The sequence below is a fragment of the Nocardiopsis gilva YIM 90087 genome (genome assembly GCF_002263495.1).
Classification (GTDB): Bacteria; Actinomycetota; Actinomycetes; order Streptosporangiales; family Streptosporangiaceae; genus Nocardiopsis_C; species Nocardiopsis_C gilva.
The window spans coordinates 1,215,343-1,231,585 of the sequence record NZ_CP022753.1; the positions used below are offsets into that span (position 1 = coordinate 1,215,343).

The 16,243-nt window shown below is 69.7% G+C and carries 16 protein-coding genes; 11 read left to right on the forward strand and 5 right to left on the reverse strand.

Features of this window, described 5'->3' with window-relative positions; genetic code table 11:
* Nucleotides 1–159 precede the first annotated feature (159 nt).
* Nucleotides 160–702 (reverse strand): TetR/AcrR family transcriptional regulator, encoded by a 543-nt coding sequence (locus CDO52_RS05825; RefSeq protein ID WP_017621357.1) that lies wholly within the window; start codon nucleotides 700–702, stop codon nucleotides 160–162.
* A gap of 199 nt (nucleotides 703–901) precedes the next feature.
* Entirely contained in the window at nucleotides 902–2,263 is a 1,362-nt protein-coding gene (gene paaK / locus CDO52_RS05830; protein ID WP_094932804.1) for a phenylacetate--CoA ligase PaaK, read from the reverse strand.
* Nucleotides 2,264–2,471: 208 nt separating this feature from the next.
* On the opposite strand from paaK, the gene paaN reads away from it, so the two are divergent.
* The 10 genes from paaN (at nucleotide 2,472) to CDO52_RS05880 (ending at nucleotide 11,226) form a co-directional block, all read left to right on the forward strand.
* Complete coding sequence (paaN, locus tag CDO52_RS05835) at nucleotides 2,472–4,154, forward strand: phenylacetic acid degradation protein PaaN (RefSeq protein ID WP_017621359.1); 1,683 nt, start codon at nucleotides 2,472–2,474, stop codon at nucleotides 4,152–4,154.
* A 173-nt stretch (nucleotides 4,155–4,327) separates the two neighbouring features.
* Nucleotides 4,328–5,302 (forward strand): 1,2-phenylacetyl-CoA epoxidase subunit PaaA, encoded by a 975-nt coding sequence (paaA, locus tag CDO52_RS05840; RefSeq protein WP_094932240.1) that lies wholly within the window; start codon nucleotides 4,328–4,330, stop codon nucleotides 5,300–5,302.
* Nucleotides 5,303–5,349: 47 nt separating this feature from the next.
* Nucleotides 5,350–5,631, forward strand: a complete 282-nt coding sequence (gene paaB / locus CDO52_RS05845; protein WP_026126337.1) for a 1,2-phenylacetyl-CoA epoxidase subunit PaaB — start codon at nucleotides 5,350–5,352, stop codon at nucleotides 5,629–5,631.
* Complete coding sequence (gene paaC, locus CDO52_RS05850; RefSeq protein WP_017621362.1) at nucleotides 5,628–6,440, forward strand: 1,2-phenylacetyl-CoA epoxidase subunit PaaC; 813 nt, start codon at nucleotides 5,628–5,630, stop codon at nucleotides 6,438–6,440. Before paaB ends, paaC begins: the two co-directional genes overlap by 4 nt.
* Nucleotides 6,441–6,544: 104 nt before the next feature.
* Complete coding sequence (paaD, locus tag CDO52_RS05855) at nucleotides 6,545–7,021, forward strand: 1,2-phenylacetyl-CoA epoxidase subunit PaaD (RefSeq protein ID WP_026126338.1); 477 nt, start codon at nucleotides 6,545–6,547, stop codon at nucleotides 7,019–7,021.
* A gap of 57 nt (nucleotides 7,022–7,078) precedes the next feature.
* Complete coding sequence (gene paaE / locus CDO52_RS05860) at nucleotides 7,079–8,197, forward strand: 1,2-phenylacetyl-CoA epoxidase subunit PaaE (protein WP_017621364.1); 1,119 nt, start codon at nucleotides 7,079–7,081, stop codon at nucleotides 8,195–8,197.
* Between the two features lie 201 nt (nucleotides 8,198–8,398).
* Complete coding sequence (locus CDO52_RS05865) at nucleotides 8,399–8,596, forward strand: hypothetical protein (RefSeq protein WP_017621365.1); 198 nt, start codon at nucleotides 8,399–8,401, stop codon at nucleotides 8,594–8,596.
* Nucleotides 8,597–8,663: 67 nt separating this feature from the next.
* Nucleotides 8,664–8,843 carry a hypothetical protein gene (locus CDO52_RS05870; RefSeq protein WP_017621366.1) on the forward strand — a complete coding sequence of 60 codons (180 nt, stop codon included), beginning with the start codon at nucleotides 8,664–8,666 and terminating at the stop codon, nucleotides 8,841–8,843.
* 223 nt (nucleotides 8,844–9,066) lie between these two features.
* Nucleotides 9,067–9,315, forward strand: coding sequence for a hypothetical protein (locus CDO52_RS05875; RefSeq protein WP_017621367.1), 249 nt, complete (start codon nucleotides 9,067–9,069; stop codon nucleotides 9,313–9,315).
* 321 nt (nucleotides 9,316–9,636) lie between these two features.
* Complete coding sequence (locus CDO52_RS05880; RefSeq protein ID WP_157745445.1) at nucleotides 9,637–11,226, forward strand: alpha/beta fold hydrolase; 1,590 nt, start codon at nucleotides 9,637–9,639, stop codon at nucleotides 11,224–11,226.
* 134 nt (nucleotides 11,227–11,360) lie between these two features.
* Here CDO52_RS05880 and CDO52_RS05885 read toward each other — a convergent pair whose 3' ends face one another.
* The 3 genes from CDO52_RS05885 to CDO52_RS05895 all read right to left on the reverse strand — a co-directional run bounded on the left by CDO52_RS05885 (nucleotide 11,361) and on the right by CDO52_RS05895 (nucleotide 14,051).
* Nucleotides 11,361–11,822 carry a hypothetical protein gene (locus CDO52_RS05885; RefSeq protein ID WP_017621370.1) on the reverse strand — a complete coding sequence of 154 codons (462 nt, stop codon included), beginning with the start codon at nucleotides 11,820–11,822 and terminating at the stop codon, nucleotides 11,361–11,363.
* A gap of 152 nt (nucleotides 11,823–11,974) precedes the next feature.
* Nucleotides 11,975–12,565 (reverse strand): DUF6069 family protein, encoded by a 591-nt coding sequence (locus CDO52_RS05890; RefSeq protein ID WP_017621371.1) that lies wholly within the window; start codon nucleotides 12,563–12,565, stop codon nucleotides 11,975–11,977.
* Nucleotides 12,566–12,737: 172 nt separating this feature from the next.
* Nucleotides 12,738–14,051: an aminotransferase class I/II-fold pyridoxal phosphate-dependent enzyme gene (locus CDO52_RS05895; protein ID WP_094932242.1), complete on the reverse strand. Its 1,314-nt coding sequence runs from the start codon at nucleotides 14,049–14,051 to the stop codon at nucleotides 12,738–12,740.
* A gap of 434 nt (nucleotides 14,052–14,485) precedes the next feature.
* On the opposite strand from CDO52_RS05895, the gene CDO52_RS05900 reads away from it, so the two are divergent.
* Nucleotides 14,486–16,117 carry a glycine/sarcosine N-methyltransferase gene (locus CDO52_RS05900; RefSeq protein WP_017621373.1) on the forward strand — a complete coding sequence of 544 codons (1,632 nt, stop codon included), beginning with the start codon at nucleotides 14,486–14,488 and terminating at the stop codon, nucleotides 16,115–16,117.
* The last annotated feature ends 126 nt before the right edge of the window (nucleotides 16,118–16,243 follow it).

Here is a 16,243-nt window from a genome sequence, read left to right on the forward strand (position 1 = left end):
CCGCGATCGTGGGATATGCCACCGGCGCCGCGTCGTCCCCCGCCCCCCACCGTTGATCTCGGGGATATCGACCGAATACTCGCCGGTAGAAGGTCGATATCCCCGAGATCAACGGTGGTAACGACGGTACGGCGGCCAGGGGTGCGGGGGAATGGGCGGTCAGGCGCGCAGGCCGTTGAAGGCGACCGTCGCCAGGGCGTCGGCGAGTTCCGGGGCGTCCAGCCCCTTGCCGGGCCGGTACCACTCGACGATCGAGTTGACCATGCCGAAGAGCAGACGCCCGGCCAGTGCCGGCTCGATGTCCGGGCGGATGTCGCCCGCCTCCACGCCCTCGCGCACGAGGTCGCCGACGAAGTGGTCGAACTCGCGGCGCCGTTCCAGCGCGTGCCGCTCCACCGCGGTGTTGCCGCGTACCCGCAGCAGCAGGGTCACGTGCGGCAGCTCCTCGACGAGCACCCGGACGCTGCCGCGCACCACGTACTCGAGTCGGTCGATCGCCGGGCCGGTGGTCGCCCCCGGCTCGTCGGTGACCGCGAACAGGGCGTCCAGCGCGTGGTCCAGCGACCTGCGCAGCAGCTCGGACTTGCCGCTGAAGTGGTGGTAGATCGCGGACTTGGTCACGCCCAGCGCGCGGGCGAGGTCCTCCATGCTGGTGCCGTCGTACCCGCGCTCGTTGAACACCCGTACCGCGACACGCAGCACGGACTCGGCGTCGTGGCCGGGGCGGCCGGCACGGCGCCGGGAGGTCGGCTGTGCGGGTGATGATGCGCGTGGTCCGGATGCGGGCGATGGGGACACAGTCGGAGAATCTACCGTCGGGCGTGTGCCGGGACCGCGTGCATCGCGGGCGTCGGGATCAAAGGTGCGCAAGGCCACAGTCCTCGTTCGTCGGCGGTACCGGTTACCTGGGGCGCTCGTCGACGATGCGCCGGATCTTGCCGACGGAGCGCTCCAGTGTGTCGGGCGCGACCACCTCGACCGCGGCTCCCACGCCGATGTGTCTCCGCAGCGCCGCGGTCAGCCGGTGGCGGGCCTCCTCCCGGTCGTCGGGTGGCGCGTCGGGCCGGTGCTCCACCCGGACCGTCAGCTCGTCGAGCCGGTGCGGGCGGCGCAGCACCAGCTGGAAGTGCGGGGCGAGCGCGCCGATGCGCAGCACCTGCTCCTCGACCTGGCTGGGGAACAGGTTCACGCCGCGCAGGATGATCATGTCGTCGCTGCGCCCGGTCACCTTGGCCATGCGCCGGAACGCCGGACGCGCCGTCCCGGGCAGCAGCCGCGACAGGTCGCGGGTGCGGTAGCGGACGATCGGCAGGGCCTCCTTGGTCAGCGAGGTGAACACGAGCTCGCCCGCGGCGCCGTCCGGGAGCCGGGTGCCGTCGATGGGATCGACGATCTCGGGGAGGAAGTGGTCCTCGAAGACGTGCAGGCCGTCCTTGGTCTCCACGCACTCGTTGGCCACGCCCGGGCCCATGACCTCCGAGAGCCCGTAGATGTCGACGGCGTCGAGGTCGAAGGTCTCCTCGATCTCCGCGCGCATGTCCTCGGTCCACGGCTCGGCGCCGAGGATCGCGGTGCGCAGGGAGGTCGCCCGGGGGTCGAGGCCCTGGGCGCGGAACTCGTCGGCGATGGTGAGCAGGTAGGAGGGCGTGACCATGATGGTCTCGGGGCCGAAGTCGCGGATCAGCTGGACCTGCCGCGCGGTCTGCCCGCCGGAGACCGGGATGACCGCGCAGCCCAGCCGCTCGGCGCCGTAGTGGGCGCCGAGTCCGCCGGTGAACAGTCCGTACCCGTAGGCCACGTGCACTTTCTCGCCGGGCCGTCCGCCGGAGGCGCGGATGCAGCGGGCGACCAGGTCCGACCAGATGTCGAGGTCGCCCTGCGTGTAGCCGACGACGGTGGCGCGTCCCGTGGTTCCGCTGGAGGCGTGCACGCGCACCACCCGGTCCATGGGAACGGCGAACGCGCCGAACGGGTAGGCGTCGCGCAGGTCCTGCTTGGTGGTGAACGGGAACCGCTCCAGGTCGGCGAGGCCGCGCAGGTCCTCGGGGGCGACCCCGGCCGCGTCGCACTTGCGCCTGTAGAAGGGCTGGTGGTCGTAGGCGTGCCGGAGCGTCCGCTTGAGCTGGCGCAGCTGGTGCTCCTCCAGCATGTCCCGGGACACCCGCTCCATCGGGTCGAGAAGGGCGGGGTCGGGGGCGGATCCGAGCCGCCGCGCGCGGGTGGACGGGCTCGGCTGCGTGTCGTGCTCGGTCAACTCACGCATTCCTTCCATGCTGTCACTCATCGCATCTGACCTGCGACGGTCCGACGTTTGGCGAGGTGGGGAGGGTGGGGAGGCGGACCCACGGGCGCGGCTGCGGCCCTTGCGGACTGAATGAACGGTCGGTTAGTAATACCTCATAGACAAGCACCACCGGCAGGGGAGCTGTCAAGAGCGGTTCCCCCATGGCACGCGTTGGGAGTACGGATCAGTGGCCGCACACGGCGCATCCCCCGCAGAGCTCTTCGAACGGCACCAATCGACCCTCCAGGAGGCGGTCAAGGCCATTCACGGCCGGTACTTCTGGACACCCCACCCGGAGTCGCCGAGCCCGAAGGTGTACGGCGAGGAGGCCGCGCCCCAGGGACAGGCGGCGTTCGACGCCTATCTCGGCAAGGATTTCCCGATCGACCAGCCCGGGGGAGACGACCGCATCATCACCGAGCGCTCCCCGTACGGGATCGCGCTGGGCGTGGGCTACCCGCACGCCGACGCCGACACCCTCATCGACGCGGCCCAGGCGGCGCGGCCGTCCTGGCGCGACGCCGGGCCCGAGGGCAGGGCGGGGGTGTGCATGGAGATCCTGCACCGGATCAACCAGCGCAGCTTCGAGATGGCGCACGCCGTCCAGCACACCAGCGGGCAGGCCTTCGTCATGGCCTTCCAGGCCGGCGGCCCGCACGCCCAGGACCGCGGGCTGGAGGCACTCGCCTACGGCTACGACACGACGGCCCGCTACGCCAGCACCGCGCGGTGGGAGAAGCCGCAGCGCAAGGGCGGTCCGCTGGTCATGGACAAGCGCTTCCACGTGGTGCCGCGCGGGATCGCCCTGCTGATCGGCTGCAACACCTTCCCGACGTGGAACTCCTACCCCGGTCTGTTCGCCAGCCTGGTCACCGGCAACCCGATCATCGTCAAGCCGCACCCGCGCGCGGTGCTGCCGCTGGCGATCACCGTGGCCGTCGCCCGCGAGGTGCTGTCCGAGGCCGGGCTCGACCCGAACACGGTGCTGCTGGCCGCCGAGCGCGCCGACGAGAAGCTGGCCGCGACCCTGGCGGTGCGCCCCGAGGTGAAGATCGTGGACTTCACCGGCTCCACCGAGTTCGGCGAGTGGCTGGAGGAGCACGCCCGCCAGGCCTTCGTGTGCACGGAGAAGGCCGGGGTCAACGCCATCGTCATCGACTCCACCGACGCCTACAAGCAGATGCTGGGCAACATCGCGTTCTCGCTGTCGCTGTACAGCGGACAGATGTGCACGACGCCGCAGAACATCTTCATGCCCCGCGGCGGCATCGAGACCGACGAGGGGCACAAGAGCGTCGAGGAGGTGGGCGCCGACCTCGCGGCGTCGGTGTCCCGGCTGCTGGGGGACGAGGCGCGGGCCACCGGCGTTCTGGGCGCCATCGCCAACGACGGGGTGCTGGGCCGCATCGAGGAGGCGGGCAAGCTCGGTGACACCGTGCTGGAGTCCCGGGACATCGCCCACCCCGACTTCGCCGACGCGACCGTGCGCACGCCCGTCATCGTCAAGCTCGACGGCGACCGCCGCGACGTGTACGGGCGCGAGCACTTCGGGCCGATCTCGTTCGTGGTGACCGCGCAGGACACGGATGACGCGCTCCGGCTGATGCGCGAGACCATCACCGAGCGCGGCGCCCTCACAGCGGCGGTGTACGCCACCGGTGAGGACGTGCTGGACGCGGCGGAGAAGGCCGCGCTGGAGGCCGGCGTCAACATGTCGGCCAACCTGACGGGCCAGGTCTTCGTGAACCAGTCCGCGGCCTTCAGCGACTACCACGGCAGCGGTGCCAACCCCGCCGCCACGTCGTCGCTGACCGACCCGGCCTACGTGTCCGGGCGGTTCAGCTTCGTGCAGTCGCGGCGCCACGCGTAGGCGACGCGCGGCCGTTTCCGGTCACGGCGGCGATTCGGGCAGATGACGCCCGCGGCGCCGGACCGGCGAGGAAGGCGGGGCCATTGACCCCGCCTTCTTTCTCGCAGTATTTTCTAACTGAACGTTCGGTAGGTAATGGCGGCCGCCCGGGAGGGCGAGCGGGAGGACACCACATGACCGCGACCGACAGCGCACCGGAAACGGCGGCCGACGGCGGGCGCGAGCGCTTCGACGCGATGATCGCCGCCGACGAGCGGATCGAGCCGCGTGACCACATGCCCGACGACTACCGCAAGACCCTGGTCCGGCAGATCGCGCAGCACGCGCACTCCGAGATCATCGGCATGCAGCCGGAAGGCAACTGGATCACCCGCGCCCCCAGCCTCAAGCGCAAGGCGGTCCTCATCGCCAAGGTCCAGGACGAAGCCGGGCACGGCCTCTACCTCTACAGCGCCGCCGAATCCCTGGGCGTCGACCGCGCCGAACTCCTCGACCTGCTGCACCAGGGCCGCCAGCGCTACTCGTCGATCTTCAACTACCCCACGCTGACCTGGGCCGACGTCGGTGCCATCGGCTGGCTCGTGGACGGCGCGGCCATTACCAACCAGGTGCCGCTGTGCCGCTGCTCCTATGGCCCCTACGCCCGCGCCATGGTGCGCATCTGCAAGGAGGAGAGCTTCCACCAGCGCCAGGGCTTCGAGAGCCTCTACGTTCTGGCGCGCGGCACCGACGGCCAACGGGCCATGGCGCAGGACGCCGTGAACCGCTGGTACTGGCCGTCGCTGATGATGTTCGGCCCGCCCGACGCCGAGTCGCCGCACAGCGCGCAGTCCATGGCCTGGAAGATCAAGCGGTTCTCCAACGACGAGCTGCGGCAGAAGTTCGTCGACATCATCGCGCCGCAAGCCGACGCGCTCGGACTCACCCTGCCCGACCCCGACCTGCGGTGGAACCCCGAGCGCGGGCACTACGACTACGGCCCCATCGACTGGGAGGAGTTCACGCAGGTCCTCAAGGGCAACGGGCCGTGCAACCGGCAGCGCCTGGCCCAGCGGCGCGCCGCACACGAGAGCGGCGCCTGGGTCCGCGAGGCGGCCCGTGCACACGCGGCCAAGCGCGCCGCGCGGACGCAGCGGGAGGCCGCATGAAGGAGCGAAACGGCGTGAGCCAGAACGACAACGGACACTGGGGCCGGATGGGCGAGTGGCCGCTGTGGGAGGTGTTCGTCCGGGCCCGGCGCGGCATGTCCCACGTGCACGTCGGCAGTTTGCACGCCGCCGACGCCGAGCACGCTCTGTACAACGCCCGGGACCTCTACACGCGCCGCCAGGAGGGGGTGAGCGTGTGGGTGGTCCCGGCCGCCGCGATCACCGCCTCGGCACCGGAGGACAAGGGTGCCTTCTTCGACCCGGCCGAGGACAAGGTCTACCGGCACCCCACGTTCTACGAGGTCCCCGAGGGGGTGGAGCACCTGTGAGCAATCCCGACGGCACCGTCAACGCGCCCGCGGCCGACGCCGCGCTGGTCGCCTACGTGCTGCGGCTGGGCGACGACGCGCTCATCGCCAGCCATCGGCTCGCCGAGCTCGTGTCCAACGCGCCGCAGCTGGAGGAGGACGTCGCCCTCGCCAACATCTCGCTCGACCTGCTCGGCCAGGCCCGCGCACTGCTGACCTACGCCGGGCGCGCCGAGGAGCAGCTGACCGGGGTGCTGCGGACCGAGGACGACCTCGCCTACCTCCGCGACGAGAACCAGTTCGTGAACTGCCGCCTGGTCGAGCTGCCCAACACCGACTTCGCGCACACCATCGCCCGGCAGCTGCTGTTCTCCGCCTACGCCTACGAGCTCTACGGGACGCTGGTCGGGTCCGCGGACGAGACCATCGCGGGCGTCGCCGCCAAGGCGGTCAAGGAGCTCGACTACCACCGTGAGCACGCCGCGCTGTGGACCGTGCGGCTGGGCGACGGCACCGACGAGAGCAACGGGCGCATGGTCACGGCGCTGGAGGCGATCTGGCCCTACGTCGACGAGGTGTTCGCCTCCGACGACGTCACGCGGACCGTCGCGGAGGCCGGAACCGGAACCGACCCGGCGTCGCTGCGGCCGGCCTGGGACACCTACATCGACGGCGTTCTCGCCGAGGCCGGACTGGACCGCCCGGAGACACCGCCCCTCACCGGCCTCGCCGGGCTGGGCGGCCGCCAGGGCGTGCACACCGAGGCGTTCGGCTACCTGATCGCCGAAATGCAGCACCTGCACCGCTCACACCCGGGGGCGACGTGGTGACGGCCCGGGACACGGAGCGGACCCGGCGGGCGGCACCGTCCGCCCCCGCCGGGAGGAACGAGGATGCCGAGCGCGCCGACCACGTCGGCCGTGCCGACCGCGACATCGCGGGCATCACCCGCCTGGTCGGATCCGTCCCCGACCCGGAGATGCCCATGGTCGACCTGGCGGACCTCGGCATCCTCCGCGACGTCCGCGTCGACGACTCCGGGGCGATCACGGTGACCATCACGCCGACCTACTCGGGCTGCCCGGCCATGGACGCGATCCGCGCCGACATCCGCGCCCGCCTGGCCGAGCACGGCCACACCGACGTCACCGTGCACACCGTGTTCACCCCGCCCTGGTCCACCGACTGGATCACCGCGGAGGGGCGGCGCAAGCTCGCCGAGCACGGCATCGCACCGCCGCCGGGGCGGGCCCAGCGGCCGGGCGCTACCTTCGTCGCGCTGTCCGTCCGCTGCCCGCGCTGCGGCGCGACCGACACCCGCGAGCTGAGCAGGTTCGGCGCCACGGCGTGCAAGGCGCTCTACGTCTGCGACGCGTGCAAGGAGCCCTTCGACCGCGTCAAACCGCTCTGAGCGGTCCGCTGGGTCGTCGACCCGAACGCCTTCGGTACATCGAGCACCAGAGGAGCCATGAACACAGAAGTCAGTGAGCGCCCGGCGGCGACGCGCCACCGCGGTGTGTTCCACCCGCTGACCGTGGCGGCGGTCGACCGGCTCACCGACGACGCGGTGGCCATCGCCTTCGACGTCCCCGACGACCTCGCCGAGGAGTTCCGCTTCGTCCAGGGCCAGCACCTCACCATCCGGTGCGAGCTCGACGGCCGCGAGCTGCGCCGCAACTACTCCATCTGCTCTCCGGCCCCCGACGGCCCGCTGCGGATCGCCGTCAAGCGCCTGGAGGACGGTTCCTTCTCCGCCTTCGCCAACGAACGGCTGCGCCCCGGCGACGTCCTCGACGTCATGCACCCGCTGGGCGGCTTCCACATCCCGCTCACCCCCGACCAGGCCCGCGCCCACGTGGCCGTCGCCGCGGGCAGCGGGATCACGCCGGTGCTCTCGCTCATCACCACGACCCTGGCCGCCGAGCCGTCGAGCACCTTCACCCTCGTCTACGGCAACCGCACCGCGCGCGACGTGATGTTCCTGGAGGAGCTGCAGGACGTCAAAGACCGCTATCCGCAGCGGTTCCAGCTGATCAACGTGCTCAGCCGAGAGGTGGGCGAGTCGCCGGTCAGCAGCGGGCGCATCGACGCCGACAAACTCGACCTGCTGTTCACCCACCTCATCGCGCCCGACGAGGTCGACCACTTCTACCTGTGCGGCCCGAGCGGACTCGTCCGCCTCGTCCGCGACGACCTGCGCGCACGCGGCGTCCGCGGCGACCACGTGCACTACGAGCTCTTCCACGCCGAGGACGAGGAACCACCCCCGCGCCGCCGCCACACCGAGGCCGGCGGCGCTGCCGCCGCCACCAGCCACGTCCGCTTCACCCTCGACGGCCGCACCACCACCGTCGACGTCGACCCCGACACCGAAACCGTCCTGGGCGCGGCCCTACGCGTCCGCGACGACGCCCCCTACGCCTGCCGCGGCGGCGTCTGCGGCACCTGCCGCGCCAAACTCTGCGAGGGCGAGGTCGACATGGCCCGCAACTACGCCCTCGAACCCGACGAGCTCGCAGCGGGCTACGTCCTCACCTGCCAGTCCCGCCCCCTCACCGAGAACGTGGTCGTCGACTACGACGCCTGAGAGCGAGGAGCCGAGCCCACGTTCCCGCGCACCCCGATCCGGCGGCCGGATCCAATTCCTCGAATCTCCCAGTGGCCGCAGACCGATCGGCCCTACTCTGGGCGCAGCGATCCTTGTTCGGATAGGGGGCGTTCGGTGGCCGACGAAGAGGTGACGCTAGGCGTCCCTCCCGATGTCCGCAGAGCCGCTGAGGAAGCGGGAATGGACCCGGCTGAGTGGATGCGGCGTGCCGTCCAGCGCGAGGTCGCCCGTGCCATCGTCACCCGCGAGCGGGCAGTGGTGGAGGACGCTGAACCCCTCGGGTACCTCATCGCCGCAGACAGCCCGGAACGGATGCGCGAGCAGGCGGCGCGGTTCCTCGCAGAGCTGGATCAGGCCGGAGGGCCGATCACTGCGTGACCTCCGACTTGGCCCCGAATTCTAAATACAGCTGCTCCACATCCCGAAGGGTGTGCGGATGCGCGTAATGGACCACTTGATCAACCTTGCGGCCACCGAAGACCCGGCCGCGTGCGCGCAGCCCCATCCCGATTACCCGGGTGACCCCTTCATGTGGCGGATCGACGCGCCTGATGCCCTCATCACCTGCGGTGTCTATGACAAGCCGCCGCTTGTGTACGCCTTCTCGGTTCACTCCAACAGCTAGTGCCACAGAGTCATAAGGGCACCGCCGTCCACAGGCCGGCACATTGACCGGCGGAATTGGCGGTGCCCTGTTCCATGTGTTGCTGTGTACTCTTCTGCGGGCGGCCTTGGCCGGAAGCGGCTGGAACCTGGATAGCTTGCGGCCCAACGTCGGGCTGACGAAGACCTCTGCCACGAAGTGCGCTCCCTGAGCGGCGATCACCGACGAGCAACCTGGAGATGGCGTGAACGGCACCCCATCGGCAAACGCCCCCAAAGCGCTGCTGAGCGCCGCTCTGGGGCTCATCGGCGTGGGGCTCTTCGCAGGCGTCCTGGTGTACGCCTACTCCGCGGGCGTCGTGGCGGACGAGAGCGACGGCGACAACACCATCACCGTCCTGGAAGCTGTCGGCTTCCTCGGCGGAACCGGCGTCGGCCTGGTCCTCGTCTGCGCCTCCATCGTCTTCCTGCTGCGCGCACGCTCGAAGCGGTAGCTCACTCGGCACTCACCCCGGCTCGGGACTCCCGGACTCGATGGTCGATCACCGACATCGAGCCCCCGTGTCCCGAGCCGTCTTCTGCTGTCCTCCCAGGCCGTCTCGCCTTCAGCTCTCTCACGGCCCGCTCTGGCCGTAAGAAGTACGACTTTCGACGGTTCCGTGCGTCACATCCTGCTCTCTAGGCTCCTACGCCGTCATGTCCGAAATTGCCGACCTTGCGCACCGTGCGTGATGCCGGGATCGGCAATCCCCTCCGGAAGGCAGGCTGTGGACGACAGCAGAAGAACCGGCAGGCGTGCGGGTGTCGCTGGGAGTGTGCTCGGACTGGTCGCGATGGGCGGTGTCCTGGCGTGGGCACCCCCGGCCGCGGCCGGGGCGGGCGATGGGGTCGCTCCCGAGTTGCGGAGCTTCTATGCGCAGGAGCCCTCCTGGAACCCCTGTGACGGCGAGGGGCCGGGCGGCCTGGAGTGCGCCGAGATCACCGTCCCGATGGACTACTCCAAGCCCGAGGCCGAGAAGATCAGGATCGCCATCTCGCGGCGCAAAGCGAGCGACCGGGACCATCGGCGCGGGATCCTGCTCCTCAACCCCGGTGGGCCGGGCGGCTCGGGGCTGGGGATGCCCGGCTTCCTGGGGGACCAGCGGGTCGGTGAGGTCTACGACCTCATCGGCTTCGACCCGCGCGGAGTCGGCCGGTCCACGAATCTCAACTGCTCGGCGCCGGATGCCGAGGAGTATGAGCTGCCCTCCCGGCCGACCGACGCCCAGCTGCACAACTTCACCGAGGCGGCACGCACCCAGGAGGAGGGCTGCGACCGGACGGCGGGATCGCTGCGGCCCCACATCACCACCGCCAACACCGCACGCGACATGGACGTCATCCGCGGCGCGCTCGGCGAGGACAAGACCAACTACCTCGGCTACTCCTACGGCACCTACCTCGGCGCCGTCTACGGCAGCCTCTTCCCCGACCGCCTGGACCGCAGCGTCCTCGACTCCTCCGTGCACCCCGACCGCATCTGGCGAGACGACTGGAAGGCGGTGGGGCCCGCCACCACCGAGAACGTGGATCGGTTCGCCGAGTGGGCCGCGGACCACGACGACAAGCTCGGCTTGGGCAAGGACGCCAAGGCCGTGCGCGGTCTCATCGAGGACCTGGCGCAGCGACTGCACGAGCAGCCGTTCGGCGGCCTCACGCGGACCGACTTCGACCTCTTCGTCGGTGATCTCGCCCGCTGGCAGGGCGAGTGGGACCTCTTCGCCGACACCCTGACCAAGCTGCGCGACGGCGCCCCGGAGGAGGGCAGCGACGATGAACCCGACGCCGACGCCCAGGACGCTGCCGAGGCGGTCGACCAGGTCGCGGCCGCCTCCCGGGACCGGCTGATGAACGGCACCTACAACGCGATCCTGTGCGAGGCCGACTGGCCCACCGACCTCGACGTCTACTACGACGACATGCGGAACTACCGGGAGAACCACCCCTACGGGTGGGGTGTCGCCGTGGTCGCTCCCAACCCGTGCACCTTCCGCTCCTACACCCCGCCGGAGAAGCCGGTGACGCTGGAGCGGGCTGGCTACCCCACGGGCGTGGTCATCCAGGGCGAGTACGACCCGCAGACGCCGTATGAGGGAGGTCCGGCCATGGCCAAGCGGCTGCACGACAACCTCATCATCGTCAAGGACGACGGCAACCACGGCTACTACGGCGGCCCGGACTACGACTGCGTCACCGAGCAGATCGACGACTACCTCATCGACGGCATCCTGCCCGGCAGCGCCACCACCTGCCCGGGCGTCCCCCGGGCCGACCTCGATGCCGACACCGCCGATGAGGACGAGCCGCTGGCCGAGCAGACGCGGACCCTGCTCGATGAGCGTGAGGAGGATTTCCCGGTCGACTAGCCGGGACGGCGCGTCCGATTCCGCTCGACGCCGGGGTCGTGTCCCGTCCCCCATGACATCGGACACGGCCCCGGTTTACTCAAGATTTCAACCGGTCAGCGGCTCGTGGGATCTCAGTGTCCAGTGCTCAGACCTCAGGCCTGGTCGCCCATGTACTTCTTGTAGGCCTTGCCGTTCTCGTAGCCGGTGTCCATCCAGCCCTGTTCCTTCATCCCCTTCTCGCTCCAGCTGCCGTCCTTGTCGATGTATCCCTTGTCCAGCCAGTACTTGAACTGGAGCAGGCTGACGACCGGGTCGTCGGCGTACTCGATCTTGTTGGGGTTCATCCAGCCCGTCTCCCTCAGTCGGACAATCTCCTGGGAGGCCTTGGCCGGGTCGATGGTGACGAACACTGTGGGCTTCCCGTTCGATACGGCGTTCTGCGCGGTGACCGGCTGCCCGTCCCCGACCGCTGCGGTGGCGGGGGAGACCGCGACACGTGCGTTCTGTGCGGCCTTGGCAGCCTCGGGCCCGATGTCCGGGCGTTCCATAATCATGGCGACAGCCGGGGCCCCGACCATGGCTGTCAGGGCAACGGCGGCCAGTATCTTCCGCATCTTCACTCTCCTCGGGTACGCGCCTTTGAATTCGGCTCACACAGGGGACGCGTATAAGCGTCCCCTGGTTTTCACGCGGATCCGTTGCGGCCACGTCACCGTGGCGCGTGGAGTGTGCTGCGGTTGTGTATCAGTCCTGATGCGGTGTCGGGTCAGTCGCGTTCGATGCGGGTATCGGCATCCGGATCGTAGTTGCGGTGCCGCCCGTCGTAGGGCCGGGTCGGCCGTTCGGTCGCGTCACGGTAGCCGCTGCTGTAGCCGGTCCCGGGCACGGTGCCGTCCTCGCGGTGGGTGCGCCGCGCCCCGCGGTTGAGACGGACGGAGCTCCACCCCACGCTGCTGAGCAGCGAGACGATCGCGATTCCGGTGACCGCGTTGATGACGCCCGTGGCGATCTGGCTCGCCAGCGGCGCGCTCTGGGTGAACGGGCTGACCGCGGCGACGATGGTCGCCAGCCCGACGATCCAGCCGAAGAACGTCATCGGCCGAGGGGCGCTCAGCAGAAGCAGGTGCAGCAGGGCGGTGGCGATCAGCGCTGCCGCGGCCGCCATGGCCGCGTAGACGCCGGTACCGGCGTCTCCGAAGTATCCGGCTTCCTCAGGGGCGAGCACCGGGATCTGCAGCACCCCGCGTGCGACGAGCGCCCCCACCAGTATGACCAGTCCGGCGACCACCGCCGTGGCCAGTCCACCGGACCACAGCCGGGTGACGTTGATACGCCGATCGTTCCCATATTCGCTCATGCCGGTCCCCCCTGATACGGCGCCGAATACGGTCATGGCCCCCATACCCGGACACCCTTGGCCATAATCGCGCGTCCGAAGCGGCGGCGGAGCCGGAGGCCGGACCAGCGGATCGGACGTTTGCGCACGCCGGAGGGCACGTAACCGACCGCAGGTCAGGGGCGGTTGCGGCTCAGACGGCGGGCCCTCCGGGGCGGGCAGCCGCGGCGATGTCGGCCGCCAATGTCGCCATATCCTGCGCGTCCAAGGCCGATATGGTCACCCGGATGCCCGGGGACGAGTCGAGCCGAAAACGGCGCCCCGGGGTGCAGGACCACCGGCGTGCCAGCAGCCCGGCGACCGTTCGGGCTTCGTCGGGAACCTCCACCCACACGTTGACCCCCGATCTCCCGCGCCCACTCAGGCCGTGACGCTCCAACTCCCTGATGAGCGCCGCACGCCGCTCGCCATAGGCCCGTCCGGCCCGCTCCGCCGACACCGCCGCGCGCCGCCGCAGCTCGACAAAGGCCTCCTGGAGGATCTGACTCACCCAGCCGTGCCCGGACTGCTGCCGGGCGCGTACCCGGTCGACCGTGACCGGGTCGCCGGTGACCATGGCCAGCCGCAGGTCCGGGCCGTACCCCTTGGCGACCGACCGGACCAGGGTCCAGCGCTCGGTAGCGCCGCCGACCCGCTGGAACGGCAGCTCGACGAACCCGAACCCGTGATCGTCCTCGACCGTCAGCACATGGGGATGCTCAGCGAGGATGGCACGCAGGTGGGCGGCGCGCTCCGCGCTGATCGCCGCGCCGGTGGGGTTCTGCGCCCGGTTGGTCACGATGACGGCCCGCGCCCCGCCGCGCAGGGCTGCGTCCAGGTCGTCGGGCAGCGGCCCCTCATCGTCCATCCGCATCGGCACCCGCTTCAGCCCGAGGGCCGCGGTCAGGTCGTACTCGCTGGGCCAGCCCGGATCCTCCAGGGCGATGGCGTCACCTGGCCGCAGCGAGGAACACAGCACCCGGTCGATGCCGTCGAGCGCGCCCGAGGTCAGGGTCAGGGCGGAGCACGGAACGCCATCGGCTTCGAAGAGACCCCGCGCCTCCTCGCGCATCTCCGGGAGGATCGGCGGATCGCCGTAGAGCGGATGGCGGCCGACCCGCCGGGCCGCCACGGCGGCGAGGGCGGCGGCGAGGTCGGGGAGCAGCCGGGGATCGGGGTTGCCGCTCCCGGCGTCGCGCACGTCCGGGGGGACGGCGGCGACCTCGGTGTCGCGCGGAATGTCGGCGGGGCGGGCGCGGACGCGGGTGCCCCGCCGACCGCCGGTCTCGACCAGCCCGCGGTCGCGCAGCAGTCGGTAGGCGGACGCGACGGTGTTGGGGTTGACCCCCAGCTCACCGGCGAGGTCGCGGATCGAAGGAAGAGCCGTTCCAGCCGGCAACTCCCCTCCAATGATCGCCTCCTCGACGCTGCCGGCGATCTCGTGCGATCCGCGTCCGGTGATGGCCATGTTCCGCATTATCCAGCAGGGCGGCGGGCCGCCGTACGGCACCGTTGGACACACTACGCCATGGCGCTCGTCCCCGCCGTCCACCCCCCGGCCGCCGTTGGCGAGGGCCGGGCGGGACGCGCGTTCCAGTGAATTTCCTGTCACCCGCTGATTAATTCTCGATTGGTTATCGGCAATCTGTTGCGTCTTCCGATTCGTGTTGTCCTATAGCGAAACATTGTTTTGCTGGGCGAACGTACGTACGCCTGCGACGGGCTGTGTGCGCAGGGTGAATTCATGGCCTCTGACCTGCGAAGTTATTAAGAGTTTGGATGGGGTACTTGAATTCTCGCGTGGGTCGTGTTTTTCAATGGAAGAACGCGGAGTCTCGCCCTTGACGCCGTATGGCGTCGTGCGGGATGGTGTTTCGAGTGTGAGGAGTCGACATCAAAGGCATGGATCAGCAGCGTTTTGGGGATGACCCGCTCGCTGTACGCGACACCGACCACTACAAAGCGGAATACGTTACCGGCTTCGTCGAAAAGTGGGACGAGCTCATCGACTGGAAGCGCCGGTACGCCAGCGAGGGGCGCTTCTTCGTCGACCAGCTCAAGGAGCGTGGCGTCCGCAACGTGCTCGATGTCGCCACCGGCACCGGATTCCACTCGGTGCGCCTGGTGGAGGAGGGTTTCGACACCGTCAGTGCGGACGGAAGCCCAGAGATGCTGGCCAAGGCGTTCGCCAACGGACTGGACTTCGGCGGCCACATCCTGCGCGTCGTGCAGGCCGACTGGCGCTGGCTCAACCGGAGCGTCCACGGTACCTATGACGCCATCATTTGCCTGGGGAACTCCTTCACCCACCTGTTCTCCGAACGCGACCGGCGAAAGGCGCTGGCCGAGTTCTACGCCATGCTGAAGCACGACGGTGTGCTCATCATCGACCAGCGCAATTACGACGCACTGCTCGACGGCAAGTACGGCAACAAGCACACCTACTACTACTGCGGTGAAGAGGTCTCCGCCGAACCGGAGTACGTCGACGAGGGCCTGGCCCGATTCGTCTACCGGTTCCCCGACAAGTCCGAGTACCACCTCAACATGTTCCCGCTGCGCAAGAACTACACGCGGCGGATCATGCGCGAGGTGGGCTTCCAGCGTATCGACACCTATGGGGACTTCCAGGAGACCCACCAGGGCGAGGACCCGGACTTCTTCATCCACATCGCCGAGAAGGCCTACTACGAAGACGACCGCCGTGCCGACGGCTACTCCGCCGCCGTCCAGACCGCGCGCGACTACTACAACTCCAGCGACGCGGACACCTTCTACCACACCATCTGGGGCGGCACCGATATCCACGTCGGGCTGTATGACTCCCCGGAGCAGGACATCGCCGAGGCGAGCCGCCTCACGGTGGAGCGCATGGCCGGGAAGATGGACATCACGCCCACTACGCGGGTGATCGACGTCGGCGCCGGATACGGCGGCTCCGCCCGCTACCTGGCCCGGACGTTCGGCTGCAAGGTCACCTGTCTCAACCTCAGCGAGGTCGAGAACGAGCGCAACCGGGTCATGAACCGTGAGGCCGGGCTCGACCACCTGATCGAGGTCGTCGACGGGTCGTTCGAGGAGATCCCCTTCCAGGACAACTCCTTCGATGTCGTCTGGTCGCAGGACGCGTTCCTGCACAGCGGCGACCGGACGCTCGTGCTGGAAGAGGTGGCGCGGGTGCTGCACGGCGGCGGCGACTTGGTCTTCACCGACCCCATGGCCACCGACGACGCCTCCGCCAAGGTGCTGCAGCCCATCCTGGAGCGACTGCACCTGGACACCATGGGCACGCCGGGCTTCTACGACCGTGAGGCGAGCCGACTCGGTCTCAGCAAGGTGGAGTTCGATGACCTCGCCAGTCACCTGCCCGTCCACTACGCGCGGGTGCTCGCGGAGACTGAGCTGCGTGAACCCGAGCTGAACGGCAAGATCAGCGACGAGTACCTGGACCGGATGAAGACCGGTCTGCGCAACTGGGTCGAGGGCGGCAAGTCCGGCTCGCTGACCTGGGGAATCCTCCACTACCGCAGCTAACGGCGGCTGAGGCGGACGGTACGCCCTCGCGACCTCGCCCTCGTCGCGCCCACCAGCGACCCCCGCCATCATCCCCATCCCCGGTCCGGCCCCGCGACACAGCGGGGCCGGATCCGTCTCTGCGGC